Genomic DNA, 25,256 nt, shown 5'->3' with positions numbered 1-25,256 from the left:
GAAGAGGAGGAACGAAGTATGTTCGTTGACAGACTGAGAACCGATCTGCTGAATAAGCTTATCAACGCAAGGATCGACCTCGCTGCGTATCTGCAGCTAAGGATGGCGAAAGGATACATGTCAGTCAGCGAGAATGATCATCTACGTGAGAACTTTTTCGAACTGAACCGAGAGCTGCACGATAAATCGTTGCGCTTGAATCTGCATCTCGATCAGGAAGAGTGGGATGCTTTGCACCATGCCGAAGGCGCACTCGCCGCTGCGGCGGTGTGCCTGATGAGCGGACACCACGACTGTCCGAATTTTATTGCCGTCAATGCAGAAAAACTCAATACCTGCCTGACAACCTTAACGCTGAGCATTCAGAGTCTGCAGGCTCATTCCACGCTTGAAGATGCCTGATTCCAGGGGGAGGCGACTCCCCCTTTCATCGTTAAGTTTTTGTAAAAATGCCTTCCTGACGTTCTTCGCTGACTACGCTTTAACCAGAGTCAACAAGGAGGCGTTATGCGTCGTTCGCTTATCCCAGTAATGACATTGCTAATTTTCCCCTGGTTTGCTCAGGCGAAAACGCCTGCGGTCAATGTTGAGGTGCTGCAAACCAAACTTGACCACCCGTGGGCGCTGGCCTTTCTGCCGGGCGACGACGGCATGCTGATCACTCTGAAGGGTGGGCAGTTGCGCCACTGGCAGGCAGGAAAAGGGCTTTCTGACCCGCTGCCTGGGGTGCCAAAGGTGTGGTCAAACGGGCAGGGCGGTCTGCTGGACGTGGCGCTGGCACCGGACTTTAGCCAGTCCCGGCGCGTCTGGCTCAGTTTTTCCCAGGCTGATGCAGAGGGAAAAGCAGGAACTGCGGTGGGCTATGGTCGACTCAGCGACGACCTTTCGCGGCTGGAAAACTTCCAGACGGTCTTCCGGCAGATGCCAAAACTCTCTACCGGCAATCATTTCGGTGGACGACTGGTGTTTGACGGTAAGGGGTATCTGTTCATCGGGCTGGGGGAAAACAACCAGCGGCCGACGGCACAGGACCTCGACAAACTGCAGGGGAAAGTGGTGCGTCTGACCGATCAGGGGAAAATCCCGGCGGACAATCCGTTTGTTAATCAGCCTGGCGCGCGCCCGGAAATCTGGTCTTATGGGATCCGTAATCCGCAGGGGATGGCGATGAATCCGTGGAGCGATACGCTGTGGCTCAATGAGCACGGGCCGCGCGGCGGAGATGAGATCAATATCCCCGAAAAAGGCAAAAACTACGGCTGGCCGCTGGCGACATGGGGCATTAACTATAGCGGGCTGAAAATCCCGGAAGCGCAGGGCGAAAAGGTGGCAGGTACCGAACAGCCCATTTTCTACTGGCAGAAATCACCTGCCGTTAGCGGGATGGCCTTTTATGACCACGATACTTTCCCTCAGTGGCGGCAGAAACTGTTCATTGGCGCACTGAAGGACCAGAATGTGATTGTGATGAGGGTGAATGGCAATACGGTCGCTGAAGAGGGGCGCATTCTGGGTGAGCGAAAACAGCGGATCCGCGACGTACGCGTCGGGCCCGACGGTTATCTGTATGTCTTAACCGACGAGTCCGATGGCGAGTTGCTTAAAGTCAGCCCGCGTACCTGAACGGCTTAGCTGACCGGGATCATGACCGTTTTACGAAACGCCGGGCGCTCGCTGAGCTGCTGGTACCAGCGCTCAAGATGCGGACGCGGTGTCCATGTCAGTCCCACGTTGAACAGGTTGTAGACAAACGGCGCGATGGCGATGTCACCGGTGCCAAACGCTTTTCCCGAGAACCATAACTGGTCGGCCAGCGCCGCGTCGAGGATCGCGAACAGCTCGTCGCAGCGTTTCGCTCCGGCATCGATAGCGGCGAGATCGCGCTGTTCCGGCGGTGTTCTCACTAAACCAAAAAGCACCACACGGTGTGCTGGACTGAGGGTTTGATTCGCCCAGTCCATCCATTTTTCGCCTTCAGCCCGACGTGCCGGTGACTCGACCCACAGGCGTTTTTGTCCATACTGGGCAGCCAGGTAACGCACGATGGCGTTGGACTCCCACAGCAGCAGGTCGTTTTCATCATCACGTAGCAAAGGCACCAGACCGTTCGGGTTCATCGCCAGATAATCGGCATCATGGTTCAGGCCAAACTGTCCTCCCGCCAGGATATGATTAAACGGTAATTCCAGTTCTTCGAGCGTCCACAATACTTTTTTGACGTTGGTTGAGTTATTCCGGCCCCACAGCGTAATCATAATTACCCCTCAAAAAATGGACAGCCTCAGGGCTGCGTTCACTCCACATGGTGAGATAAAGCTAACATTTACGCAACAGCCAACAAAAAATTCCTCTCCGTTGCGGCATAGCGGGGGGTTATTGCATAAACTTTAAAAACTTTACCAACTTACGGTTCACTTACGCTTCTTAGTGCGTTATTACTCACCGCACTTATTATACGGTGGTATGACGTATATTTTTTGAATGGATACTCGGGTGGCATTTATGACGCAATACGTTTCTTCCCTTCGCAATTTCGCAGCGGGTTCAGCCCTTCTCTTTCTCTTTGCGCCGACGGTGATGGCGGCGGAACAGACCATTGAACCGCCGAGCGTCGATGCGCGCGCGTGGATTTTAATGGATTACGCCAGCGGTAAGGTGCTGGCTGAAGGCAATGCCGATGAGAAACTGGATCCGGCCAGTCTGACGAAAATCATGACCAGCTATGTGGTGGGGCAGGCACTCAAAGCGGGCAAAATTAAACTGACCGACATGGTGACGATAGGCAAAGACGCGTGGGCGACCGGTAACCCGGCGCTGCGCGGCTCCTCGGTCATGTTCCTGAAGCCCGGCGATCAGGTGGCGGTTTCCGATCTCAATAAAGGGGTGATTATTCAGTCCGGCAACGACGCCTGTATCGCACTGGCAGACTATGTCGCAGGGAGCCAGGAGTCGTTTATCGGTCTGATGAATGGTTATGCGAAAAAGCTTGGGTTGACGAACACCACCTTCCAGACGGTACACGGTTTGGATGCGCCGGGCCAGTTCAGCACCGCGCGTGATATGGCGCTGCTGGGTAAAGCACTGATCCACGATGTGCCGGAAGAGTATGCGATCCATAAAGAAAAAGAGTTCACTTTTAACAAGATTCGCCAGCCCAACCGAAACCGTCTGCTCTGGAGCTCCAGCCTGAACGTTGACGGCATGAAAACAGGCACCACGGCCGGGGCCGGATACAATCTGGTCGCGTCGGCCACCCAGGGCGATATGCGTCTGATTTCGGTGGTATTAGGCACCAAAACTGACCGTATCCGCTTTAATGAATCAGAAAAACTGTTGACCTGGGGGTTCCGCTTCTTTGAGACCGTAACGCCTATCAAACCGGATGCCACCTTTGTGACCCAGCGCGTCTGGTTTGGTGACAAGAGTGAGGTGAATCTGGGGGCTGGCGAAGCCGGTTCTGTGACGATTCCGCGCGGTCAACTGAAAAACCTGAAAGCCAGCTTTACGCTGACGGAACCGCAGCTCACCGCGCCGCTGAAAAAGGGCCAGGTGGTCGGGACGATTGACTTCCAGTTGAACGGCAAATCGATTGAACAGCGTCCGTTGATCGTGATGGAGGCGGTAGAAGAGGGCGGCTTCTTTGGCCGGATGTGGGATTTCGTACTGATGAAATTTCATCAGTGGTTCGGTAGCTGGTTCTCTTAAGTCCTGATGATTGCCGGATAGCGCTGACGCCTGTCCGGCAAACGGCAATTAGTACATAAGCTTAATTCGCTGCGCTTTGGCGAAGCAGACAAATTCATCGTCAGGGCAGCAGTCGCTTACCACGATGTCAAAGTGTTTTAAATCTCCCATCCGCGCCGGACGGACCTTGCCAAATTTGCTGTGATCGGCCACCAGTACGTGGTGTTGCGCCATCGACATTGCCCAGTGTTTCACCGGCAATTCTTCCAGATTAAAACAGGTCGCCCCTTTGCTGATATGAACGCCGGCAGCGGAATAAAAGGCGATATCCGGACAGATATTGTTCAGGGTTTCCTGAGCATCAAGCGGTTTGAAAATCGCATTGCTGGCGTGAAATTCGCCGCCGGAGAGGATTGCCCGGCACAGCGGTTTTTCCTGCAATGCCAGAAACGTATTCAGGGAATAGCAGACGGCGGTAAACGGGATGTCATTATCGATCGCTTCGATGATCCACGGCGTCGTCGTACCGCAGTCAAAAAACAGCGTCTGATGCGGCTGCACCAGACTTGCCGCCAGCTGCGCCGCACGACGTTTTTCTTCCACTAAGCGGGATTTTTGATCGCTGAGCAGATAGTGGCTGGCGCTGCGGGGTTCCAGCACAATATAGCCACCGAGCAGCACTACCGGCGCACTGTTGTTATTCAGGTCGCGGCGAATGGTCATTTCAGAGACGCCCAGCAGGGTCGCGGCTTCCTTAAGATGGAGTTTATCGCTGCGTTTCAGTGCCTGCAGCAATTGACCAATACGCTCTTCGCGACGTGTTTCCATAATTCCCCTGGATGAATAATTAAGCGCTCTGTCTCTTTCAGTGCGCTTAATATTACTCTTTTTTCCTTCGTCTAGTCACGTACCCAGCCTTTACGAATCGGCAGGGCGAAGCAGATGCGGTAACCGTGTTGCAGGCCACGATAGAGGGCTGGACCGAATTTTTGCCAGATCATCTGCGCGCTCAGGCAGCCGATCATCCCAGCCAGCAGTCCGCCGAGCATGTCGAGCGGCCAGTGCACGCCAAGATAGACGCGGGACCAGGCGATGGTGACGGCCAACACCATCAACAGAACGCCGGACCAGAGACGATGCCAGAACAAAAACGCCAGCGCGAAGGTAAATATCACCGTGCCGTGATCGCTGGGGAACGAGTCATCTGCCGCATGCTGGAGATAATTGTAGCCAATGCGATCGGCAAACGGACGATCGTGTGGGAACAGGTGTCCCATTACCCATGACACCAGCAGGCTAACGACCAGCGCCATCGCCATTTTGACGATCAACTGCCGCTGCGCGCAAACCTGTTCACGCGGTCCCCACAGCCAGAGAACAACGGCTAACAGCGGGACGATGTTGATCAGATCTTTGGCGATAAAAATGGCGAGGGAAATCATCCACGATGCCGAGTCCGGCGTGGCATTGATAAAGTAGAACAGCGAATAGTTAATATTTTCCAGCATAGCAGTCAGACTCAGTTCGTTTAATGAAAATCCAGGCAGGCCGAGAATAAAAGTGTCCGTCCGCAGGGTAAAGAGGGATTGTCTTATTTACCTGTAAAAGAAGGTGTTTCAGACATCGCTCGTGATTTTCACTCAGCATAACCGCGTCAACGTAGACTAACCTTAAACCCGGGGAAGGATTTTCATGAGCGGGTAAAAATGTGCGCATTTTGCTTTTACCACGCATAATTCACTATCTCAGGTGAGGCTCTTTCATTACACTTTGCGCGATTTTTTATTGTCGAAGAGATTGCATGCAAAACCGTTTACAACAAGGTGCCCGTCTTGGACGTCAGGCGCTGCTTTTCCCTCTCTGTCTGGTGCTCTACGAATTCTCCACCTACATTGGCAACGATATGATCCAACCCGGCATGCTGGCGGTGGTGGAACAATATCAGGCGGGGATCGACTGGGTACCCACCTCCATGACCGCCTATCTGGCCGGCGGTATGTTTTTGCAATGGCTATTAGGGCCACTGTCGGATCGCATTGGCCGTCGTCCGGTGATGTTAGCGGGCGTGGTGTGGTTTATTGTCACCTGCCTGGCAACGCTGCTGGCGCAAAGCATCGAACAATTTACCCTGCTGCGTTTTTTGCAGGGCATCAGTCTGTGCTTTATTGGCGCGGTGGGTTATGCGGCTATCCAGGAGTCCTTTGAAGAGGCCGTGTGTATTAAAATCACCGCCCTGATGGCGAACGTTGCGCTGATAGCGCCACTGCTTGGACCGCTGGTGGGAGCGGCGTGGGTGCATGTCCTGCCGTGGGAAGGCATGTTTGTGCTGTTCGCCGCACTGGCGGCGATCGCGTTCTTTGGTCTGCAGCGGGCGATGCCGGAGACCGCCACGCGGATCGGCGAGCCGCTATCGCTAAAGGCGCTGGGTAATGATTACAGACTGGTGCTGAAAAATGGGCGCTTTGTCGCCGGCGCGCTGGCGCTGGGGTTCGTCAGCCTGCCGTTGCTGGCCTGGATCGCCCAGTCACCGATTATTATCATCAGCGGCGAACAACTTAGTAGCTACGAGTATGGCCTGCTACAGGTGCCGATTTTTGGCGCGCTGATCGCCGGGAACCTGATGCTGGCGCGCCTGACCGCTCGGCGTACGGTGCGTTCGCTCATCATCATGGGCGGCTGGCCGATTGTGCTGGGACTGCTCATCGCCGCGGCGGCCACCGTCGTCTCGTCCCATGCGTATCTGTGGATGACGGCTGGTCTGAGCGTTTACGCCTTTGGCATCGGTGTGGCCAACGCCGGACTGGTGCGCCTCACCCTGTTCGCCAGCGACATGAGTAAAGGCACGGTCTCTGCGGCGATGGGAATGCTGCAAATGCTGATCTTTACCGTCGGGATTGAACTGAGTAAGCACGCTTATCTGCTCGGCGGGAATGGGCTGTTCAGCCTGTTTAATCTGGCGAGCGGCATGTTGTGGCTGTTGCTGATGTTTATCTTCCTGAAAGATAAACAGGCCGGGAATACCCGGGAAGGGTAATGGCGACATTGTTGGCCCGCTAAGCGCACCGCCATCAGGCAATAAAGTCGGATGGCGGTGTAAACACCTTAGCCTGGTGAATAACGCAAGTCGTTGTTAATTAAATGGCGCTTCGTTCTTCAGGACACAATCAATGATGTCGAGGACGCCTTCTTTGTTGTTTGAGCCAGCTCGATATTTCGCGGCCTTCGCAATCGTATCTGCCGCATTTTCCATTGCAAAACTAAAGCCCGCCTGGCGCAGCATTTCAACATCATTTCCGCCATCCCCAAACACCACGACTTCACTATCGTCAATTCCCCAACGCTGCTGGAGCAGGCGCAGTCCGTTCGCTTTGTGTACGCCGGGGATAATGAGATCGATGCTGCCATAGCCGGTGTGAACAGGCACCATGATATCGCCAATGGCGTCGTGCAGGGCTTGCTGAACTTCCGGGATCCGATCGTCTGAGATGTTCAGGCCAAATTTGAAAAACACGTCATTGATATTGTTAAAATCATCCACGAATTCGAGGCGGTGATAGTACATGCCGGCGGTGGCTTTCATCTCGTCGTTGTACGCTTTCAGGGTATACGCACTGTTCTTACCGCAGGCGATGATTTCGACATCGGCGCGGGTTAACAGGTGATCAACGATGGCGGTAAAATCGGATTTCGCCAGATCGCCGTTAAAGATATCCTGGCCTTCGCTTACCACCCAACCGCCGTTTTCGGCGACAAAGGAGATCTCATGGGCAATCTCAGGAAAGAAAGAGATGAGCTGGTAGTACTGATTGCCACTGGCGACCGCAAAACGAATACCCTGCGTTTTCATCTGCTGATACTGTGCAAGAAAACGTTCGCGATTATAGGTCTTTTGATCGCTCAGAAAAGTGCCATCCATATCGACTGCAATTAACTTAATACCCATTTATCCCTTCTCCATCGCAGTTTGCGTAGTTGAATTTGGTTTGGCGACGGCTCTGGCGACAACGGCGGCCAGCAGTACCAGCGCCAGCACCACCAGCATGGCGCTACGTAAACCGTAGTGTTCGCCGAGGTAGCCGAGCAGCGGAGGGCCAACGAGAAAGGCGAGATAGCCGGTGGTTGCCACGACGCTAACGCGTGTCGGTGCATCCGGCCCCGTGTCGCTGGCCGCAGAAATGGTTAACGGGAAACCGAGCGATGCGCCCAGGCCCCACAGTATCACAGAGACGCCGGCCACCCAGGCGCTGTCGACGAAAATAATCAGACCAATACCGAGCGCGCCCATCAGGGCGCTGGCGCGAACCACCGCCACACGACTGTAACGGTCAATAAACCAGCCACCGGTAAAGCGCCCGACGGTCATCCCGAGCGTGAACCCTGCGTAAATCAGCGAGCCGGATGTCGGGCTAAACCCGTGACCGTCGACCATCAGCAGCGGTAGCCAGTCGTTGGCGGACCCTTCAGCAAAGGCCATCGCCAGCACCACAACGCCAATCAGCAGCAACTGAATATCGCGCCAGAAGGGGACGCCTTTTTCCTGGTGATGAGAACCGTCGTTGGCGTTTTTGCCCGTCCCGTCAGGAATGGCCTGGATGGCAATAAAAATCGGCGCAATCGCTACCAGCGAAGCCAGTACAATATGCGTGGTTGCCGCGACGCCGAAGGCTGTCAGTGCCATCCCGATACCCGCGCCCGCCAGCGTGCCGAAACTGTAAAAACCGTGCATCATCGGCAAAACGGTTTTGTTCATCTCACGTTCGACGGCCGCCCCTTCAATATTGATCGCCACTTCTGCGGAACCAAAACTGGCGCCGAATACACCTAAACCCAGCGCGAACAACACCGGGGAGGTGAGCCAAAGCGCCAGGCTTAGCACCAGCATCCCTACAATTGCGCAGGACATGGTGGTGCGAATCACCTTTCGAGTGCCAAATCGTTTCACCAGCCAGGCCGAACAAAGGATGCCGCTCATCGAACCAATCGAGAGACCAAACAGTACGGCCCCCATTTCCGCCGTCGAGACCGAAAGCGTGTCACGAATGGCGGGCGTGCGTGTGGCCCAGGAGGCCATCAGCAAGCCGGGCAAAAAGAAGAACATAAAAAGCGCCCAGGTACGGCGTTGCAGGGCTTTGCGGGAGGAAGTCAATGTCATCAGGGAAGCACCAAAAGTACAACAATAGCGACAACACTAGCAAGTTTGTGTACATTTGTACATAAATCAGAAGGGGAATTTATGAGCAGACGACCAAACGATCCGCAGCGTCGGGAAAGGATACTTCAGGCAACTCTGGAGACAATTGCTGAGCATGGGATCAGTGCTGTAACGCATCGTAAAATCGCCAGCTGTGCAGGGGTTCCACTGGGATCCATGACATATTACTTCGAGGGTATGGACTCGTTGATTGAAGAAGCGTTCACGCGTTTTACGTGCGATATGGCGCAGCAATATCGTGATTTTTTTGCCGGGGTGACCGGCCCGGAAATGGCCTGCGAATCGATCACCACCCTCATTTACAGTTCAGAAGTGACGACGCCGCATAATATGGAGCTGATGTATCAGCTGTACGCGATGATGAATCGTAAGCCGACGCTAAGAAGTGTGATGCAGGACTGGATGCAAACCAGTCAGAGAACGCTTGAGCAGTGGTTTGATCCTATTACCGCCCGGGCGTTGGACGCTTTTATTGAAGGGATGACGTTGCATTTTGTGACTGACCGGACGCCGATGACGCGCGAAGAGATCCTGCGGATGGTTAAACGCATCGCCGGGTGAGCATCGTTGAGGGCGATAGTGGTTGTCTCCCCGGCGACACAAATGTCTTGCGCCACACGATCCTGCTCTTCATGCCGATCATCAGTCAGTATGGTTGAGGAAGGGGGTAAAGACGGGAGAGGAGAAATGCAGGCAACAAAAAACCCATCAACCTTGAACCAAAACGGCGGGGTTGATGGGCTCCACAAATTGGGGACATCAAAGAAAAGCAGTGGCACTAGTTATGACTGACACCTTGAGGAAAAGTTCTACATATCTGCAAAAAATTTTCACTTAAGGGACAACTTCAGTTTTATCCTAAGCCTGGCCAGATGATGATGATGAGTGTCCCCGCCAGTGTCAGCAGCACGTTGGCTATCGCGTAGGTGCCTGCGTAACCGAGTGCCGGGATATTGCTACGCGCGGTGTCGCTGATAATTTCCATTGCCGGTGCGCAGGTACGCGCCCCCATCATGGCGCCAAAAAGAAGCGCCCGGTTCATGCGCAAGACATAGGCGCCGAACAGGAAGCAAATGATCACCGGCACCAGGCTGACGATCAGACCAGCAATCAGCATTTGACCGCCAATCGCCCCTAACCCCTGACCGATGCCACTGCCTGCGCTTAAGCCAACGCCCGCCATAAAGACCATCAGGCCGAACTCTTTCACCATATTCAGCGCTCCCTGCGGGATGTAGCCAAATGTGGGATGGTTAGCACGCAGGAAGCCCAGCATGATCCCGGCGAACAGCAATCCAGCGGCGTTACCGATGCCGAAACTGAAGTTGCTGAACTGGAAGGTGATCATGCCGATCATCAGACCAATAATGAAGAACGCACAGAAGGCCAGCAGATCGGTGACCTGGCTGTGAATCGAGATAAAGCCAATACGATCCGCGATTGTTTTCACCCGGCGCGCGTCGCCGCTGACCTGCAATACGTCGCCTTTGTTGAGCACCACGTTGTCATCAATTGGCATTTCAATCTGCGAGCGAATCACGCGGTTCAGGAAGCAGCCGTGATCGGTGAGCTTCAGTTGCGCAAGACGGCGTCCCACGGCATTGTGGTTTTTCACCACGATCTCTTCCGTGACGATCCGCATGTCGAGCAGGTCGCGGTCGAACACCTCTTTGCCGTTACGAAAGCTGGGGTCGAGGCGGGCATGAGCATCCGGATAGCCGACCAGCGCGATTTCATCACCCATCTGCAGCACGGCGTCACCGTCCGGGTTTGCCAGAATACCGTTACGACGGATGCGTTCAATGTAGCAGCCAGTTGCGCGGTAAATGCCGAGCTCCCGCAGGTTCTTTCCGTCCGTCCAGGCGACCAGTTCCGGGCCGACGCGATAAGCACGAATGACCGGCAGGTACACCTTCCGGTTCGTGTCGGTGTCCAGACCGCGTTCACGGGCGATTTGCTGGGCGCTGGTTTGCAGATCCTGATGCTGTAATTTTGGCAGATAGCGTGCGCCGACGATCAGGCTGACCAGACCGATCAGGTAGGTCAGTGCGTAGCCCAGACTCAGGTTATCCAGCGCCCGGGAAAGCTGTGCGCTCTCCATTCCAAAATGGCGCAGCGTATCGCCAGCACCGACCAGAACCGGGGTAGACGTCATTGAACCAGCCAGCATACCGGCCGTCAGGCCGATGTCCCAGCCAAATAGCTTACCCAGCCCCAGGGCGATCAGCAGCGCGCTGCCGACCATCACCAGAGCCAGCATCAGGTAATTCTTCCCGTCCCGAAAAAAAATGGAAAAAAAGTTAGGACCCGCTTCAACGCCGACACAAAAAATAAACAGCATAAAGCCCAGATTCAGTGCGTCAGTGTTAATACTGAAATGCTGTTGCCCTAATAAGAGAGAGACGACTAAAACGCCAATGGAATTACCCAGTTGGATGGAACCCAGACGCAATTTACCGAGACACAGGCCGAGAGCCAGTACAACGAATAATAACAGGATGTAATTCCCATTTAACAAATCGGCGACGTTTATATTCACGGAGACTAACTTCTTGTTTACGAGTAAGCTGTTGAAAGAAATGGTAATTTAGGCTACTGTTTTGCCATCAAATAAGGGCGATTGTGACATATTCACAGCCCGAATATAAGCGGCACAACAATATAATCTGGCTAGTTTAATCTCATTACGTATCAACGGCTATAAGAATCGTGTTGGCGTATTTTGGCACGGAATGCTGAACGGCTTTATCTGACTGGACGCCTTTGGCGAAAAGTGTATTCGATAGAGACAGTGTCAGGAGAAAAGATTGAAATATAAGCATGGTTGGGTAGGAGCGGTCTGCTGCTTTGTGCTCTTTATGGTTGTCTGTCTTTTTCTGACGATGAACATGAAAGGGGCATTTCGGGCGGCCGGGCATCCTGAAATTGGGCTACTGTTTTTTACGCTGCCAGGCGCGGTCGCCAGTTTTTGCTCTCATCGCCGGGAGGTGATCAAACCGCTCCTTGGCGCGATGCTTGCGGCACCTTGTTGTTTGCTGCTCACGCGTCTTTTCTTTACGCCCACTCGCTCGCTGTGGCAGGAGATGGCGTGGTTATTCAGCGCCGTATTCTGGTGCGCTTTGGGAGCCTTATGCTTCCTGTTCATTAGCAGTTTGTTCAGACCGCGACAGCGTAAAAACCAATAACGCCCTCCGGAGAGGGCGTTATGACATCACTTACAGTACTCAGGCGAACAGGTTCAAATTCTCTTTCGCCCAGGCTTCAAAATCGGTGCAACCGCCGATGTGTTTCTGATCAACAAAAATCTGCGGCACGGTTTCAACCGGTTTGCCGACGGTCTTTTCCAGGTCCGCTTTGGTGATGCCTTCCGCGTGGATGTCGATGTAGCGATAGTTGAAATCATCGCGCTCGTTGCTCAGTTTCTCTGCCAGTTCTTTTGCGCGTACACAGTAAGGGCAACCCGGGCGACCAAAAATAACAGTAAACATTGTAGTCTCTCTCCTCGAACTCAAAGCCTGACGGCGAATGGCTGCTATGATGACGCTAATCGTCAGTCTTGAACAGTAGGTTGCACCTTTTACTTCGATACATTTAGTCTATATCTGTTAAACACATTCACGCTGAACGCCTTACACTATGTCTCACAAAAGGGGGCTTCCTGTGCGTATGACCGGCGCGTTACCAAAAAGTGTATTGATTCTGGAAATGGTGGGTATGGTGCTCCTGGCGCTGGCTTTGCTGTTGCTGAACCACTACCTGACGCTTCCCGCCCCGTTTAACAGCCCGTTAGCGGTCATTATCATGCTTTTTTTGGGCGTGCTGTTGATGATCCCCGCCGCACTGGCATTCGTCTGGCAAGTCGCGCAGCGGCTGGCGCCCCAGCTGATGAAGCCCTCATCCGATTCATCCCGTTCTGACAGAGAAAAAGAGAATGACTCCAACCATTAACCTTCTGCGTCGTCACCGTTCGATTCGCCATTATACCGATCAACCGATTACGCCTGAACAGCGAGAGGCGATTCTGGCCGCCGCTCAGGCGACCTCCAGCTCCAGCTTTTTGCAGTGTACATCCATTATTCGTATTACGGATCCGGTACTACGTGACGCACTGGTACCCTTAACCGGCGGTCAACAGCACGTCGCGCAGGCCGCTGAGTTTTGGGTCTTCTGCGCCGACTTCAACCGTCATCTGCAGATTTGCCCTGAAGCGCAATTAGGCCTTGCAGAGCAGTTGTTGCTGGGCGTCGTTGATACGGCGATGATGGCGCAAAACGCGCTGACGGCGGCGGAATCGCTGGGACTGGGTGGTGTCTATATCGGCGGATTACGCAATAATATCGAATCTGTCACCGAGTTGCTGGCGCTGCCAAAACACGTACTGCCGCTGTTTGGGCTGTGCCTGGGCTGGCCTGCTGATAACCCGGAGCTGAAGCCGCGCCTGCCCGCAGCGATAGTGATGCACGAAAATCGTTATCAGCCGCTCGACAAGGACGTGCTGGCTGATTATGACGAACAGCTCGCGCAGTATTATCTCAGCCGTGGCAGCAATACCCGCCGTGACACCTGGAGCGATCATATTCGCCGCACGCTGATTAAGGAAAATCGTCCCTTTATCCTGGAATATTTGCATAAACAGGGTTGGGCCACGCGCTAAAAATTCCGCCGCTGTGTATGATACGCGGGATAGTGATCGAGTGATGCAGAGAGGTGCAGGGTGAAAATTGCCATATTGTCCCGGGATGGAACGCTCTACTCGTGTAAGCGCCTGCGTGAAGCGGCGATGACGCGTGGTCATCTGGTTGAAATACTCGACCCGCTTTCCTGTTATATGAACATCAATCCGGCGGCGTCCTCAATTCATTATAAAGGACGCAAGTTGCCTCATTTTGATGCCGTCATTCCGCGTATTGGTTCGGCGATTACCTTTTATGGTACGGCGGTGCTACGCCAGTTTGAGATGCTGGGCAGCTATCCGTTGAATGAATCTGTAGCGATTACCCGCGCCCGCGATAAGCTGCGTTCGTTGCAGTTGCTGGCGCGTCAGGGTATCGATCTCCCGATTACCGGCATTGCGCACTCGCCGGATGACACCAGCGATCTGATCGATATGGTTGGTGGCGCGCCGTTGGTGGTGAAACTGGTAGAGGGAACGCAAGGAATTGGCGTGGTACTGGCAGAAACCCGTCAGGCTGCCGAGAGCGTCGTGGATGCGTTCCGGGGGCTTAACGCCCACATTCTGGTTCAGGAATATATTAAAGAGGCCAAAGGCCGCGATATTCGCTGTCTGGTGGTGGGGGATGAGGTGGTTGCTGCCATCGAACGACGGGCGAAGGACGGCGATTTTCGTTCTAATCTCCATCGCGGCGGCGTCGCCTGCATTGCCAACATTACTCCCCGTGAGCGCAAAATTGCGATAAAAGCCGCGCAGACGATGGGGCTTGATGTTGCTGGTGTTGATATTTTACGCGCCGAGCGCGGCCCGCTGGTGATGGAATTGAATGCCTCTCCGGGTCTGGAAGGGATCGAAAAAACCACCGGTATCGATATCGCCGGGCGGATGATTCAGTGGATCGAACGCCACGCGACGGCTGAATTTTGTCTCAAAACGGGTGGCTAGTCTTTAATATCGCCGATGATCGTGGCATGACGAACACTTTTTGCGTAAGCTGTGCCGGTATTTTTTTATCGTAAGAGGTAGCACATTATTATGACAGAATTGGTCGTTCCCACTCTGGATACGTTGCGGCAATGGCTCGACGACCTGGGCATGAGTTTTTTTGAATGTGATACCTGTCAGGCACTGCATTTACCACACATGCAAAATTTTGACGGCATCTACGATGCGAAATTAGATCTCGTCGATAATACGCTGCTGTTTTCCGCGATGGCTGAAGTGAGGCCTTCTGCGTTACTGCCGCTGGCCGCGGATCTGTCTGCCATCAATGCCAGTTCCCTCACTGTGAAAGCGTTCCTGGATATGCAGGATGATAATCTGCCAAAGCTGGTGGTTTGCCAGTCTTTATCCGTTATGCAAGGGGTAACTTACGCGCAGTTCGAGTGGTTCGTGCGCCAGAGCGAAGAGCAGATATCCATGGTCATTCTTGAAGCGGGCGCGCACCAGATGCTGTTTACCGCCGAAGAAGACGCGCAAAAAAGCAGCGTTGAGAACCATTTTCTTCACTGATTTTAACGTGAAGTATGGCGCGTATAGCGCAGTCGCTGCCAGAGCGGCTGCGGTTTACGTTCTTTTATTCTGCATTTAACCTTTCTTTAAAGAATTATTCACCTCCTTTCCCGCTGTTTCGCTTTATCACATAGACATAAATTGCATAAAAAATTGATAAAAGGCGTTTTTTAATCTGGGCTATAGCCTGAAACCCTGGCTAAAGTTATTCTTGCGAAGCTTAATTACAGCGAGCAATAACGGTCGGGGGAGCGTCCACTCTTCCTGGTTTTTGCCGAGTGACAAACTATGCACGTTTCTTGCATAGCATTGAGTGCAACTTTTTTGGTTCGTTTGTTAACGAACTTTGATAAGGAAAGAGATTATGACCGCCTTAAATAAAAAATGGCTATCGGGTCTGGTTGCGGGTGCTCTGATGGCCGTCTCTGCCGGCACGCTCGCTGCAGAACAAAAAACACTCCATATCTATAACTGGTCTGATTATATTGCGCCGGATACGGTCGCTAATTTTGAAAAAGAGACCGGCATCAAAGTGGTCTATGACGTTTTTGACTCCAACGAAGTGCTGGAAGGCAAACTGATGGCAGGTAGCACCGGTTTTGATCTGGTAGTGCCTTCCGCGAGCTTTCTTGAACGTCAGTTGACGGCAGGCGTTTTCCAGCCGCTGGATAAGAGCAAACTGCCGGGCTGGAAAAACCTCGATCCGGAATTGCTGAAACTGGTCGCCAAACACGACCCGGACAATAAATTCGCGATGCCGTATATGTGGGCGACCACCGGTATTGGCTACAACGTCGATAAAGTGAAAGCGGTGCTCGGCGCTGATGCCCCGCTTAATAGCTGGGATCTGGTGCTGAAGCCGGAAAATCTTGAAAAACTCAAGAGCTGTGGCGTCTCTTTCCTCGATGCGCCGGAAGAGTTGTTTGCCACCGTGCTGAACTATCTGGGTAAAGATCCGAACAGCACCAAAGCAGACGACTATACCGGACCGGCTACCGATCTGCTGCTCAAGCTGCGGCCGAATATCCGTTACTTCCACTCTTCGCAGTACATCAACGACCTGGCTAACGGCGATACCTGTGTGGCGATTGGCTGGGCAGGAGATGTCTGGCAGGCCGCCAACCGGGCGAAAGAGGCGAAGAATGGCGTCAATATCTCCTTCTCGATTCCGAAGGAAGGGGCAATGGCCTTCTTTGATGTCTTCGCGATGCCAGCAGATGCCAAAAATAAAGACGAGGCCTATCAGTTCCTCAACTACCTGTTGCGCCCGGATGTGATTGCGCATATCTCTGACCACGTGTTCTACGCGAATGCCAACAAAGAGGCGACGGCGTTGGTGAGTGCAGAAGTGCGTGATAATCCAGGTATTTATCCGCCAGCAGACGTGCGCGCGAAGATGTTCACCCTGAAAGTTCAGGATCCGAAGATTGACCGCGTCCGTACGCGTGCCTGGACCAAGGTGAAAAGCGGTAAATAACCTTTTACCGTAGGCCGGGCAAGCGAAGCGCTCCCGGCAACTGGCGCACCGTTCTGGTGCGCCTGCACCATGATTGTTTCTGCCGGAGAGCACCCCGTGAATGATGCCACCCCACGCCCGCAGGCGAAAACCCGTAAAGCGCTGACGCCGCTCCTCGAAATCCGCAACCTGACCAAATCCTTCGATGGTCAGCACGCTGTCGATGACGTAAGTCTGACCATTTATAAAGGCGAAATCTTTGCCCTGCTGGGCGCATCAGGCTGTGGAAAATCCACGCTGTTGCGCATGCTGGCGGGGTTTGAACAACCTACTACAGGACAAATCATGCTGGATGGCGTCGACCTGTCCCAGGTGCCGCCTTATTTACGGCCCATCAATATGATGTTTCAGTCCTATGCGCTGTTTCCCCATATGACGGTGGAACAGAATATCGCCTTTGGCCTGAAGCAGGACAAACTGCCGAAAGCAGAAATTGCCAGCCGGGTCGACGAGATGTTAGGTCTGGTGCATATGCAGGAGTTCGCTAAACGCAAACCGCATCAGCTTTCCGGCGGTCAGCGTCAGCGTGTGGCGCTGGCGAGAAGCCTGGCAAAACGGCCTAAACTTCTGCTGCTCGACGAACCGATGGGCGCACTGGATAAAAAGCTGCGTGACCGTATGCAGCTCGAAGTGGTCGATATCCTTGAGCGCGTCGGCGTAACCTGCGTGATGGTGACGCACGATCAGGAAGAGGCGATGACCATGGCCGGGCGTATCGCCATTATGAACCGTGGCAAGTTTGTGCAAATCGGTGAGCCGGAAGAAATTTACGAGCACCCGACCACGCGCTACAGCGCAGAGTTTATCGGCTCGGTCAATGTCTTTGAGGGCGTAATTAAAGAGCGCCAGGAAGACGGTCTGGTGCTCTATTCTCCTGGGCTGGTGCATCCGTTGAAGGTCGATCCGGATGCGTCGGTGGTGGATAACGTGCCGGTGCACGTGGCGCTGCGTCCGGAAAAAATCATGCTCTGCGAAGAGCCGCCTGCCGACGGTTTTAACTTCGCCGTCGGTGAAGTGGTGCACATTGCCTATCTTGGCGATCTCTCCATCTATCACGTTCGCCTGAAAAGCGGACAGATGATCAGCGCCCAGTTGCAAAACGCTCACCGTTATCGCAAAGGTCTGCCGACCTGGGGCGATGAGGTGCGTCTGTGCTGGGATGCGGACAGTTGTGTGGTGTTGACGGTTTAAGGAGCGAAGATGAGTACACTTGAACCTCCGGCACGCGTAGAAAAACCAGGCGGCTTTACGTTCTGGCTGGCGCGCGTGCAGATGAAACACGGGCGCAAACTGGTGATAGCGCTGCCTTACGTCTGGCTGATCCTGCTGTTTCTGCTGCCTTTTCTGATCGTCTTTAAAATCAGTCTGGCGGAGATGGCGCGAGCGATCCCGCCGTATACGGAGCTGATGGAGTGGGCCGACGGGCAACTGTCGATCACCCTTAATCTCGGTAACTTCCTGCAGTTGACGGACGATCCGCTCTACTTTGATGCTTATCTGCAGTCACTACAGGTGGCGGGGATCTCGACGCTCTGCTGTCTGCTGCTGGGGTATCCATTGGCGTGGGCGGTGGCGCACAGCAAGCCGTCAACGCGTAATATTCTGCTGCTGTTGGTGATCCTGCCGTCGTGGACCTCGTTTTTGATCCGCGTATATGCCTGGATGGGGATACTGAAAAATAATGGCGTGTTGAATAACTTTCTGCTGTGGCTGGGCGTAATTGACCAGCCGCTGACCATTCTGCACACCAATCTGGCGGTGTATATCGGTATTGTGTACGCCTATTTGCCGTTCATGGTGCTGCCGATTTATACCGCACTGACGCGGATTGATTACTCGCTGGTGGAAGCGTCGCTGGATCTGGGTGCGCGTCCGTTGAAAACGTTCTTTAGTGTGATCGTACCGCTGACCAAAGGCGGCATTATTGCCGGTTCTATGCTGGTGTTCATTCCGGCGGTGGGCGAGTTTGTGATCCCGGAACTGCTCGGCGGGCCAGACAGCATCATGATTGGTCGCGTGCTGTGGCAGGAGTTCTTTAACAACCGCGACTGGCCGGTGGCGTCTGCGGTCGCGATTGTCATGTTGCTGCTGCTGATCGTCCCGATTATGTGGTTTCACAAACATCAGCAAAAAAGCGGAGGGGCCCACGGATGAACAACTTACCGGTAATTCGTTCGCCCTGGCGGATTATGATTCTGGTGCTCGGGTTTACTTTCCTGTATGCGCCGATGCTGATGCTGGTCATCTACTCGTTTAACAGTTCCAAACTGGTCACGGTGTGGGCGGGATGGTCAACGCGCTGGTACGGCGAACTGTTCCGTGATAGCGCAATGATGAGCGCGGTGGGGTTGAGTCTGACTATCGCCGCCTGCGCGGCGACCATGGCGGCGATACTCGGCACGATTGCTGCGGTGGTGATGGTGCGTTTTGGTCGCTTTCGCGGGTCGAACGGCTTTGCCTTTATGATCACCGCGCCGCTGGTGATGCCGGATGTGATCACCGGGCTCTCTTTGTTGCTGCTGTTTGTCGCACTGGGGCACGCTATTGGCTGGCCGTCGGATCGTGGCATGCTGACTATTTGGTTGGCGCACGTCACGTTCTGTACGGCGTATGTGGCGGTGGTGATCTCCTCGCGCCTGCGTGAACTGGATCGCTCCATTGAGGAAGCGGCGATGGATCTGGGGGCGACGCCGCTGAAGGTGTTCTTTGTGATTACGCTGCCGATGATTATGCCAGCGGTGGTCTCCGGCTGGCTGCTGGCGTTTACCCTGTCGCTGGACGATCTGGTCATTGCCAGCTTTGTCTCCGGACCGGGCGCGACCACGTTACCGATGCTGGTCTTCTCCAGCGTGCGGATGGGCGTTAACCCGGAAATTAACGCCCTGGCGACGCTGATACTCGGGGTGGTGGGAATTGTTGGTTTTATCGCCTGGTATTTGATGGCTCGCACGGAAAAACAGCGGATCCGCGATATCCAACGTGCAAGACGTGACTGAAGACACTAAAATCTGCCAACCTGGCTACATAATGCCGCGCTCGTCGCGGCATTGTTTTCATGGAAGACGATTCGTTGGGATTTTTTAATAAAACATCCTCATCACATGCCCGCCTGAATGTGCCCACGCTGGTGCAGGTGGCGGCGCTCGCCATTATTATGATCCGTGGGCTCGACCTGCTGATGATTTTCAACACCCTTGGCATTCGCGGACTGGGCGAGTTTATTCATCGCAGCGTGCAGACATGGAATTTAACACTGGTTTTTCTCGGCAGCCTGATGCTGGTATTTATTGAAATCTGGTGTGCGTTTTCACTGGTGAAAGGGCGTAACTGGGCGCGCTGGATCTATCTCCTCACGCAGGTGATTGCCGCCAGCTATTTGTGGGCGGCCTCGCTGGGCTACGGCTATCCAGAGCTGTTCAGCATTGCGGGTGAGTCAAAGCGGGAGATTCTGCGTACGCTGGTAATGCAAAAACTGCCCGATATGCTGGTGCTGTTATTACTGTTTGTGCCCGCGGCCAGTCGTCGCTTCTTCCGCTTACAATAATGTGTATAATCCTCGCCCCTGTTTAGATAAAGGTTTCCGTATGCAGTGCGCACTCTATGACGCCGGTCGCTGTCGTTCCTGTCAGTGGATCACGCAGCCCGTCGGCGAGCAACTCACCGCCAAAACCGCCGATCTGCAAAATTTGCTTACCGGTTTTCTCGTCGGAGAATGGTGCGTGCCGGTCAGCGGCCCGGAGCTGGCGTTTCGCAATAAAGCGAAGATGGTGGTCAGCGGCAGCGTGGAAAAACCGTTGCTGGGCATGTTGCATCGCGATGGTACGCCAGAAGATCTGTGCGATTGCCCGCTCTATCCGGCCTCGTTTGCCCCGGTGTTTGCTGTGCTGAAACCGTTTATTGCGCGGGCCGGACTAACTCCCTACAACGTGGCACGCAAGCGTGGAGAGCTTAAGTACCTTTTGCTGACGGAAAGTCAGTTTGATGGCGGTATGATGCTGCGCTTTGTTCTGCGTTCCGACAGTAAACTGGCGCAGTTGCGTGCTGCGCTGCCGTGGTTGCAGGCGCAACTGCCGCAACTGAAGGTCATCAGCGTCAATCTTCAGCCGGTGCATATGGCGATTATGGAAGGGGAGACAGAAATCTTTCTGACTGAACAGCAGGCGCTGGCGGAGCGGTTTAACGACGTGCCGCTGTGGATCCGCCCGCACAGTTTCTTCCAGACCAACCCGGCGGTGGCAAGCCAATTATATGCCACAGCGCGTGACTGGGTGCGGCAGTTGCCGGTGAACCACATGTGGGATCTGTTCTGTGGTGTCGGTGGGTTTGGTCTGCACTGCGCGACGCCGCAGATGCAGTTGACGGGAATTGAAATTGCGCCGGAAGCCATTGTCTGTGCGAAGCAGTCAGCGGCGGAACTGGGCTTAACCAATCTTCATTTTCAGGCGCTGGATTCGACGCAGTTTGCCACCGGGCAGGGGGCTGTGCCGGATCTGGTGCTGGTGAACCCGCCGCGCCGCGGAATTGGTAAATCCTTGTGTGATTACCTCAGCCGAATGGCACCGCAAGTTATCATCTATTCCAGCTGTAATGCGCAGACGATGGCGAAAGACATTGCCGCATTGCCAGGCTATCGCATTGAACGGGTACAACTTTTCGATATGTTCCCACATACCGCGCATTATGAAGTGCTGACATTGTTGCTGAAGGACGAGTCACGGTTTGCCGGATAGCGGCGGTGGCGCCTTATCCGGCTTGCGAGTGAAGTGTATTTTGTAGGCCTGATAAGCGTAGCGTCATCAGGCACTCTACAGCCAATTCTCGGTCTTACTGCGGGAACCACTGGTCGTTGATTTTTTGGTACGTACCATCGGCCTTGATCGCCGCCAGCGCAGCGTTCAGTTTATCCAGCAGCACTTTATTATCCGGGCGAACCGCGATGCCGAGGCCGGTGCCGAAGTACTGTGGATCGGTGACTTTCTCGGTTGCCACACCCAACTGCGGGTTAGTTTTCAGCCACTCGTTCACCACGGCGGTATCACCGAATACACCATCAATACGGCCATTTTTCAGGTCGATAAACGCATTCTGATAGCTGTCATAGGCCACGGTTTTCACTTCCGGGTGCTTGTCCTGCAAGTATTTCTGGTGAGTGGTGCCGTTTTCCATCCCGATACGTTTACCTTTCAGGTCGGCAAAGGTTTTATAGGTATCTTTCTTCGAAATTACCAGCGCCGAGTTGGCATAGTAGGGGGTCGTAAACGCCACCTGTTTGCTCCGCTCTGGGGTGATATCCATACCGGAAATCACGGCGTCATATTTTTTGAACTTGAGCGCCGGGATCAGGCTGTCAAATGCATGGTTGGTGAAAGTACATTCTGCCTGCATCTGTTTGCATAAGGCTTTTGCCAGATCGAGGTCGAAGCCGACGATTTGGTTATTGGCATCCATAGATTCGAACGGTGGATAGGTCGCAGAGACGCCAAAACTGATTTTTTCAGCGGCAGAGGCACCGAAGGTGAAAGAGGCAAGTAATGTGGCCAGAACTAACTTTTTCATGGTTGGACTCCCGTTATGATGAGGCGCCGTTTCTGCGGCATGGATTTACAATGCCAGTAAATGAATTTGTATGCAATAAAAATGATTAACTATTTTGTGATAAATAAAAAAAGACGGACAGGTTATAAACTTGTCCGTCTTGTTGGTTGTGATTTATGCAATAAAGTGCTTAGTTTCGACGTTCGAATGCCAGCGCTTTACGCTCGATCAGACGCATCATTAACGTCAACAGGCCGTTGACGATCAGGTAGATAACTCCCGCTGCGCCGAACACCATCACATCATAGGTGCGACCGTACAGCAGCTGACCATAACCCATCACTTCCATCAGCGTGATGGTATATGCCAGAGAGGTACTTTTGAACACCAGCACCACTTCGTTGGAATACGAGGAGAGGGCGCGTTTAAAGGCATACGGCAACAGGATTGCCAGCGTGTCTTTCTTGCTCATCCCCAGCGCGCCGCAGGACTGCCACTGGCCTTCCGGAATCGCGCGAATCGCCCCGTAGAACAGTTGAGTGGTATAAGCTGCGCTGTTCAGCGACAGTGCAATCAAGGCGCACAACCACGGCTCTGACAGCAGATGCCACAGAACCGGATACTCCTGCAGAGACGGAAACTGACCCGGTCCGTAGTAGATCAAGAAGATCTGAACCAGCAGCGGCGTACCGGTAAACAGCGTGATATAGCCACGCACCAGCCAGACTACCACCGGCGTTTTCAGCGTCAGAACAATCGTGAAAATCAACGCCAGAATCAGGGCAACGACAATGGACGCCACCGTCAGGGTCAGGCTGGTATGCAGCCCTTTCAGCAGTTCAGGTAAATACTCAAACATCAGCCTGGTCTCCGCTCAAAACGTGTCGCGCGCAGGTCAATGCGTTTGAGAATGTACTGGCTCACCAGCGTAATCACCAGGTAGATCGCCGCAGCGATAATGTACCAGTTAAACGGTTCCTGGGTTCGCGTGGCGATACTCTTGGTTTGCAGCATCAGGTCGTTGACGCTGATGAGGCTCACCAGCGCGGTATCTTTCAGCAATACCAGCCACTGGTTGCCCAGCCCCGGCAGCGCATGACGCCACATTTGCGGCATCACCAGCCGGAAGAAAATGGCGGTCTTCGACAGTCCCAACGCCTGGCCGGATTCCCACTGCCCCAGCGGTACCGCTTTTAGCGCGCCGCGCAACGTTTGAGACGCATAGGCTGCGTAGAGCAGAGAGAGGGCAATCACCCCACACAGGAAGGGGCTGACGTCGAAGTTTTCGATCTCCATTCGTACCGGAATCTGCACGACGCCCAGATTGATCGTAAAGCCATCAGAGAGCATCAGCAGCAGTTGAGAGGAGCCGAAATAGATAAACAGCACCACCAGAATTTCCGGCAGGCCGCGTAAAATGGTGACCAGCGCGGAACCCGTCCACGCGACAGGACGCCATTTCACTGACTCCCAGACGGCGAAAAGCATTGCCAGCGCCAGGCCGAGGATCAGTGCACAAACGGCAAGGCCGACGGTCATCCCGGCGGCGCTTGCAAGTGGGAAAAATTCGTTCATCAAGGCTTACTTCTGGAACCATTTGTTATAGATGGTCTCGTAAGTCCCATCTTTCTTCACTTTTTCCAGCGCAGTGTTGAATTTCTGCTGCAGTTCCTCATTGCCCTGGCGTACGGCGATGCCGAGGCCGGTGCCGAAGTAATCTTTATCCGTCACTTTGTCGCCAACCGGCGCCAGCTTCGGATTGTCTTTCAGCCACTCTGTGACCACCGCGGTATCACCGAACACACTGTCAATACGGCCGTTTTGCAGATCCAGTTTCGCATTCTGGTAGCTGTCATACGGAACGGTAGTGATTTCCGGGTGCTTATCCATGATGAATTTCTGGTGAGTGGTGCCATTCTGCACGCCCACTTTCTTGCCTTTCAGCTGATCAACGCCAGTGAATTTACCCTGCTGACCAATGAACAGCGCGGAGTTGTCATAGTAAGGGGTCGTGAACAGCACCTGTTTTTCACGCTCGGGCGTGATATCCATCCCGGCCATCACCGCGTCGAAACGGCGGAATTTCAGGCTTGGGATCAGGCTGTCAAATGCCTGGTTGGTAAAGGTACAGGTCGCGTCGATCTCTTTACACAGCGCATTGGCCAGATCGACATCAAAGCCGACAATCTTGTTATTAGCGTCCATGGATTCAAACGGAGGATAGGACGCTTCGGTCGCAAAACGAATGGTCTGGGCTGCTGTAGCGGAAAGGCTAAAGCCTGCGATAAGCGCGGCAATCAGAACTTTTTTCATTGTGTTGTCCCGAATCTTAGTGAGAGAGATAGTTTTTAAATGCTTCGGTCTGCGGGTCGGCAAAGCAACTCGCATTACCCTGCTCGACGATATGACCGTTTTCCATATACACGACGCGGCTGGCGGTTTTACGCGCCACTTCTACTTCGTGCGTCACGATCACTTGTGTAATTTTAGTTTCCGCCAGTTCACGAATGATGCTGACGATCTGCGCGGTAATTTCCGGGTCCAACGCGGCGGTGGGTTCATCAAACAGCAACACCTGCGGCTCCATCATCAACGCGCGGGCAATGGCCACACGCTGCTGCTGTCCGCCTGAGAGATGCAGCGGATAGCGATCGCTGTAAGGTTTCAGGCGCAGGCGTTCAAGCAGCTTTTCGGCGCGCGCCAGTGCCTGATCTTTCGACAGACCCAGCACGCGGCAGGGTGCCTCAATCAGATTCTGTTGCACGGTGAGGTGCGGCCACAGATTGTATTGCTGAAAGACCATTCCGACGTTCTGACGCAGCTCGCGAATTGCTTTATCTGACGGCGTCTTGCGGAAATCGAAGTGATTTCCCGCAATGTTAAGCGTACCGGAACGCGGCATCTCAAGCAGATTGAGTACCCGCAGCAGTGAGCTTTTACCGGCCCCGCTTGGGCCCAGTAACACCAGTGTTTCACCCTGCGGGCAATCCAGCGTGATATCGAACAGCGCCTGATGCGCGCCGTAGAAGCAGTTAATGCCGTTTAATTGAATACTCATTGATGCTCGTATACTGGCCGTCTGATAGCTATTGAAGCCGCAGATAGTACCTTTGACAGAATAGTTA

Annotated in this window: 28 protein-coding genes; 16 read left to right on the top strand and 12 right to left on the bottom strand. The window is 53.9% G+C overall.

Going from position 1 to position 25,256, the window contains the following annotated elements; translation table 11 throughout:
* The first annotated feature begins 18 nt into the window (after positions 1–18).
* A complete protein-coding gene (bssR, locus tag OGW13_RS19195) occupies positions 19–402 on the top strand; it encodes a biofilm formation regulator BssR (protein ID WP_043001249.1) in 384 nt (127 codons plus the stop codon).
* Between the two features lie 105 nt (positions 403–507).
* Positions 508–1,623, top strand: coding sequence for a PQQ-dependent sugar dehydrogenase (locus OGW13_RS19190; RefSeq protein ID WP_287116389.1), 1,116 nt, complete (start codon positions 508–510; stop codon positions 1,621–1,623).
* A gap of 5 nt (positions 1,624–1,628) precedes the next feature.
* Here the strand turns inward: OGW13_RS19190 and OGW13_RS19185 are convergent, their stop codons facing one another.
* Positions 1,629–2,255 carry a glutathione S-transferase family protein gene (locus OGW13_RS19185; RefSeq protein ID WP_287116388.1) on the bottom strand — a complete coding sequence of 209 codons (627 nt, stop codon included), beginning with the start codon at positions 2,253–2,255 and terminating at the stop codon, positions 1,629–1,631.
* Between the two features lie 247 nt (positions 2,256–2,502).
* Here OGW13_RS19185 and dacC point away from each other — a divergent pair, with 247 nt between their 5' ends.
* Positions 2,503–3,705: a serine-type D-Ala-D-Ala carboxypeptidase gene (gene dacC, locus OGW13_RS19180; protein WP_044256495.1), complete on the top strand. Its 1,203-nt coding sequence runs from the start codon at positions 2,503–2,505 to the stop codon at positions 3,703–3,705.
* 48 nt (positions 3,706–3,753) lie between these two features.
* Here the strand turns inward: dacC and deoR are convergent, their stop codons facing one another.
* Both deoR and ybjG read right to left on the bottom strand, forming a co-directional pair.
* Positions 3,754–4,512, bottom strand: coding sequence for a DNA-binding transcriptional repressor DeoR (gene deoR / locus OGW13_RS19175; protein ID WP_156595383.1), 759 nt, complete (start codon positions 4,510–4,512; stop codon positions 3,754–3,756).
* Between the two features lie 71 nt (positions 4,513–4,583).
* Positions 4,584–5,192, bottom strand: coding sequence for an undecaprenyl-diphosphate phosphatase (gene ybjG / locus OGW13_RS19170; protein ID WP_044264225.1), 609 nt, complete (start codon positions 5,190–5,192; stop codon positions 4,584–4,586).
* 293 nt (positions 5,193–5,485) lie between these two features.
* Here ybjG and OGW13_RS19165 point away from each other — a divergent pair, with 293 nt between their 5' ends.
* Entirely contained in the window at positions 5,486–6,718 is a 1,233-nt protein-coding gene (locus tag OGW13_RS19165) for an MFS transporter (protein WP_043001244.1), read from the top strand.
* Between the two features lie 96 nt (positions 6,719–6,814).
* On the opposite strand, the gene OGW13_RS19160 is transcribed toward OGW13_RS19165, so the two are convergent.
* Positions 6,815–7,627 carry a Cof-type HAD-IIB family hydrolase gene (locus OGW13_RS19160; RefSeq protein WP_043001243.1) on the bottom strand — a complete coding sequence of 271 codons (813 nt, stop codon included), beginning with the start codon at positions 7,625–7,627 and terminating at the stop codon, positions 6,815–6,817.
* The gene (locus tag OGW13_RS19155) at positions 7,628–8,836 is read right to left on the bottom strand and encodes an MFS transporter (RefSeq protein ID WP_043001242.1); all 1,209 of its coding nucleotides are present in this window, start codon (positions 8,834–8,836) and stop codon (positions 7,628–7,630) included.
* An 81-nt stretch (positions 8,837–8,917) separates the two neighbouring features.
* Between OGW13_RS19155 and OGW13_RS19150 the strand changes: the two genes are divergently transcribed.
* Positions 8,918–9,457: a TetR/AcrR family transcriptional regulator gene (locus tag OGW13_RS19150; RefSeq protein ID WP_054177094.1), complete on the top strand. Its 540-nt coding sequence runs from the start codon at positions 8,918–8,920 to the stop codon at positions 9,455–9,457.
* A gap of 292 nt (positions 9,458–9,749) precedes the next feature.
* Here OGW13_RS19150 and OGW13_RS19145 read toward each other — a convergent pair whose 3' ends face one another.
* A complete protein-coding gene (locus OGW13_RS19145) occupies positions 9,750–11,435 on the bottom strand; it encodes an aspartate:alanine antiporter (RefSeq protein WP_043001240.1) in 1,686 nt (561 codons plus the stop codon).
* 268 nt (positions 11,436–11,703) lie between these two features.
* Here OGW13_RS19145 and OGW13_RS19140 point away from each other — a divergent pair, with 268 nt between their 5' ends.
* Positions 11,704–12,081 (top strand): inner membrane protein YbjM, encoded by a 378-nt coding sequence (locus tag OGW13_RS19140; protein WP_099433408.1) that lies wholly within the window; start codon positions 11,704–11,706, stop codon positions 12,079–12,081.
* Positions 12,082–12,120: 39 nt separating this feature from the next.
* Here the strand turns inward: OGW13_RS19140 and OGW13_RS19135 are convergent, their stop codons facing one another.
* On the bottom strand, positions 12,121–12,384 hold the full coding sequence (locus OGW13_RS19135; RefSeq protein WP_000495514.1) for a GrxA family glutaredoxin: 264 nt from the start codon (positions 12,382–12,384) through the stop codon (positions 12,121–12,123).
* 172 nt (positions 12,385–12,556) lie between these two features.
* On the opposite strand from OGW13_RS19135, the gene OGW13_RS19130 reads away from it, so the two are divergent.
* The 10 genes from OGW13_RS19130 to rlmC all read left to right on the top strand — a co-directional run bounded on the left by OGW13_RS19130 (position 12,557) and on the right by rlmC (position 21,326).
* Entirely contained in the window at positions 12,557–12,844 is a 288-nt protein-coding gene (locus OGW13_RS19130; protein WP_125339575.1) for a DUF1418 family protein, read from the top strand.
* Positions 12,828–13,550 carry an oxygen-insensitive NADPH nitroreductase gene (nfsA, locus tag OGW13_RS19125; protein WP_043001237.1) on the top strand — a complete coding sequence of 241 codons (723 nt, stop codon included), beginning with the start codon at positions 12,828–12,830 and terminating at the stop codon, positions 13,548–13,550. The genes OGW13_RS19130 and nfsA overlap by 17 nt, the downstream gene beginning before the upstream one ends.
* A 60-nt stretch (positions 13,551–13,610) precedes the next feature.
* Positions 13,611–14,513, top strand: a complete 903-nt coding sequence (gene rimK / locus OGW13_RS19120) for a 30S ribosomal protein S6--L-glutamate ligase (RefSeq protein WP_287116387.1) — start codon at positions 13,611–13,613, stop codon at positions 14,511–14,513.
* A 90-nt stretch (positions 14,514–14,603) separates the two neighbouring features.
* The gene (locus OGW13_RS19115; protein WP_043001235.1) at positions 14,604–15,080 is read left to right on the top strand and encodes a type III secretion system chaperone family protein; all 477 of its coding nucleotides are present in this window, start codon (positions 14,604–14,606) and stop codon (positions 15,078–15,080) included.
* Between the two features lie 364 nt (positions 15,081–15,444).
* The gene (gene potF / locus OGW13_RS19110; protein WP_287116386.1) at positions 15,445–16,557 is read left to right on the top strand and encodes a spermidine/putrescine ABC transporter substrate-binding protein PotF; all 1,113 of its coding nucleotides are present in this window, start codon (positions 15,445–15,447) and stop codon (positions 16,555–16,557) included.
* Positions 16,558–16,653: 96 nt separating this feature from the next.
* Complete coding sequence (gene potG / locus OGW13_RS19105; RefSeq protein ID WP_044264253.1) at positions 16,654–17,787, top strand: putrescine ABC transporter ATP-binding subunit PotG; 1,134 nt, start codon at positions 16,654–16,656, stop codon at positions 17,785–17,787.
* A 9-nt stretch (positions 17,788–17,796) separates the two neighbouring features.
* Positions 17,797–18,750 (top strand): putrescine ABC transporter permease PotH, encoded by a 954-nt coding sequence (gene potH / locus OGW13_RS19100; RefSeq protein WP_043001233.1) that lies wholly within the window; start codon positions 17,797–17,799, stop codon positions 18,748–18,750.
* A complete protein-coding gene (gene potI, locus OGW13_RS19095) occupies positions 18,747–19,592 on the top strand; it encodes a putrescine ABC transporter permease PotI (protein WP_044326564.1) in 846 nt (281 codons plus the stop codon). Before potH ends, potI begins: the two co-directional genes overlap by 4 nt.
* A gap of 59 nt (positions 19,593–19,651) precedes the next feature.
* Complete coding sequence (locus tag OGW13_RS19090) at positions 19,652–20,140, top strand: YbjO family protein (RefSeq protein ID WP_043001232.1); 489 nt, start codon at positions 19,652–19,654, stop codon at positions 20,138–20,140.
* Positions 20,141–20,180: 40 nt separating this feature from the next.
* The gene (gene rlmC / locus OGW13_RS19085; RefSeq protein ID WP_287116385.1) at positions 20,181–21,326 is read left to right on the top strand and encodes a 23S rRNA (uracil(747)-C(5))-methyltransferase RlmC; all 1,146 of its coding nucleotides are present in this window, start codon (positions 20,181–20,183) and stop codon (positions 21,324–21,326) included.
* Positions 21,327–21,420: 94 nt separating this feature from the next.
* Here rlmC and artJ read toward each other — a convergent pair whose 3' ends face one another.
* The 5 genes from artJ to artP all read right to left on the bottom strand — a co-directional run bounded on the left by artJ (position 21,421) and on the right by artP (position 25,189).
* Positions 21,421–22,152, bottom strand: coding sequence for an arginine ABC transporter substrate-binding protein ArtJ (artJ, locus tag OGW13_RS19080; protein ID WP_043001230.1), 732 nt, complete (start codon positions 22,150–22,152; stop codon positions 21,421–21,423).
* A gap of 169 nt (positions 22,153–22,321) precedes the next feature.
* Entirely contained in the window at positions 22,322–22,990 is a 669-nt protein-coding gene (gene artM, locus OGW13_RS19075) for an arginine ABC transporter permease ArtM (protein WP_042320323.1), read from the bottom strand.
* Positions 22,990–23,706, bottom strand: a complete 717-nt coding sequence (gene artQ, locus OGW13_RS19070) for an arginine ABC transporter permease ArtQ (protein WP_043001228.1) — start codon at positions 23,704–23,706, stop codon at positions 22,990–22,992. Before artQ ends, artM begins: the two co-directional genes overlap by 1 nt.
* A gap of 6 nt (positions 23,707–23,712) precedes the next feature.
* Entirely contained in the window at positions 23,713–24,444 is a 732-nt protein-coding gene (artI, locus tag OGW13_RS19065) for an arginine ABC transporter substrate-binding protein ArtI (RefSeq protein WP_043001227.1), read from the bottom strand.
* 16 nt (positions 24,445–24,460) lie between these two features.
* On the bottom strand, positions 24,461–25,189 hold the full coding sequence (gene artP, locus OGW13_RS19060; protein WP_043001226.1) for an arginine ABC transporter ATP-binding protein ArtP: 729 nt from the start codon (positions 25,187–25,189) through the stop codon (positions 24,461–24,463).
* Positions 25,190–25,256 lie beyond the last annotated feature (67 nt).

This window comes from Citrobacter sp. Ca225 (assembly GCF_030337175.1).
Taxonomy (GTDB): domain Bacteria; phylum Pseudomonadota; class Gammaproteobacteria; order Enterobacterales; family Enterobacteriaceae; genus Citrobacter_A; species Citrobacter_A amalonaticus.
The sequence above is the reverse complement of the archived record's forward strand: the minus strand, read 5'-3'. Positions and strand labels throughout refer to the sequence as shown.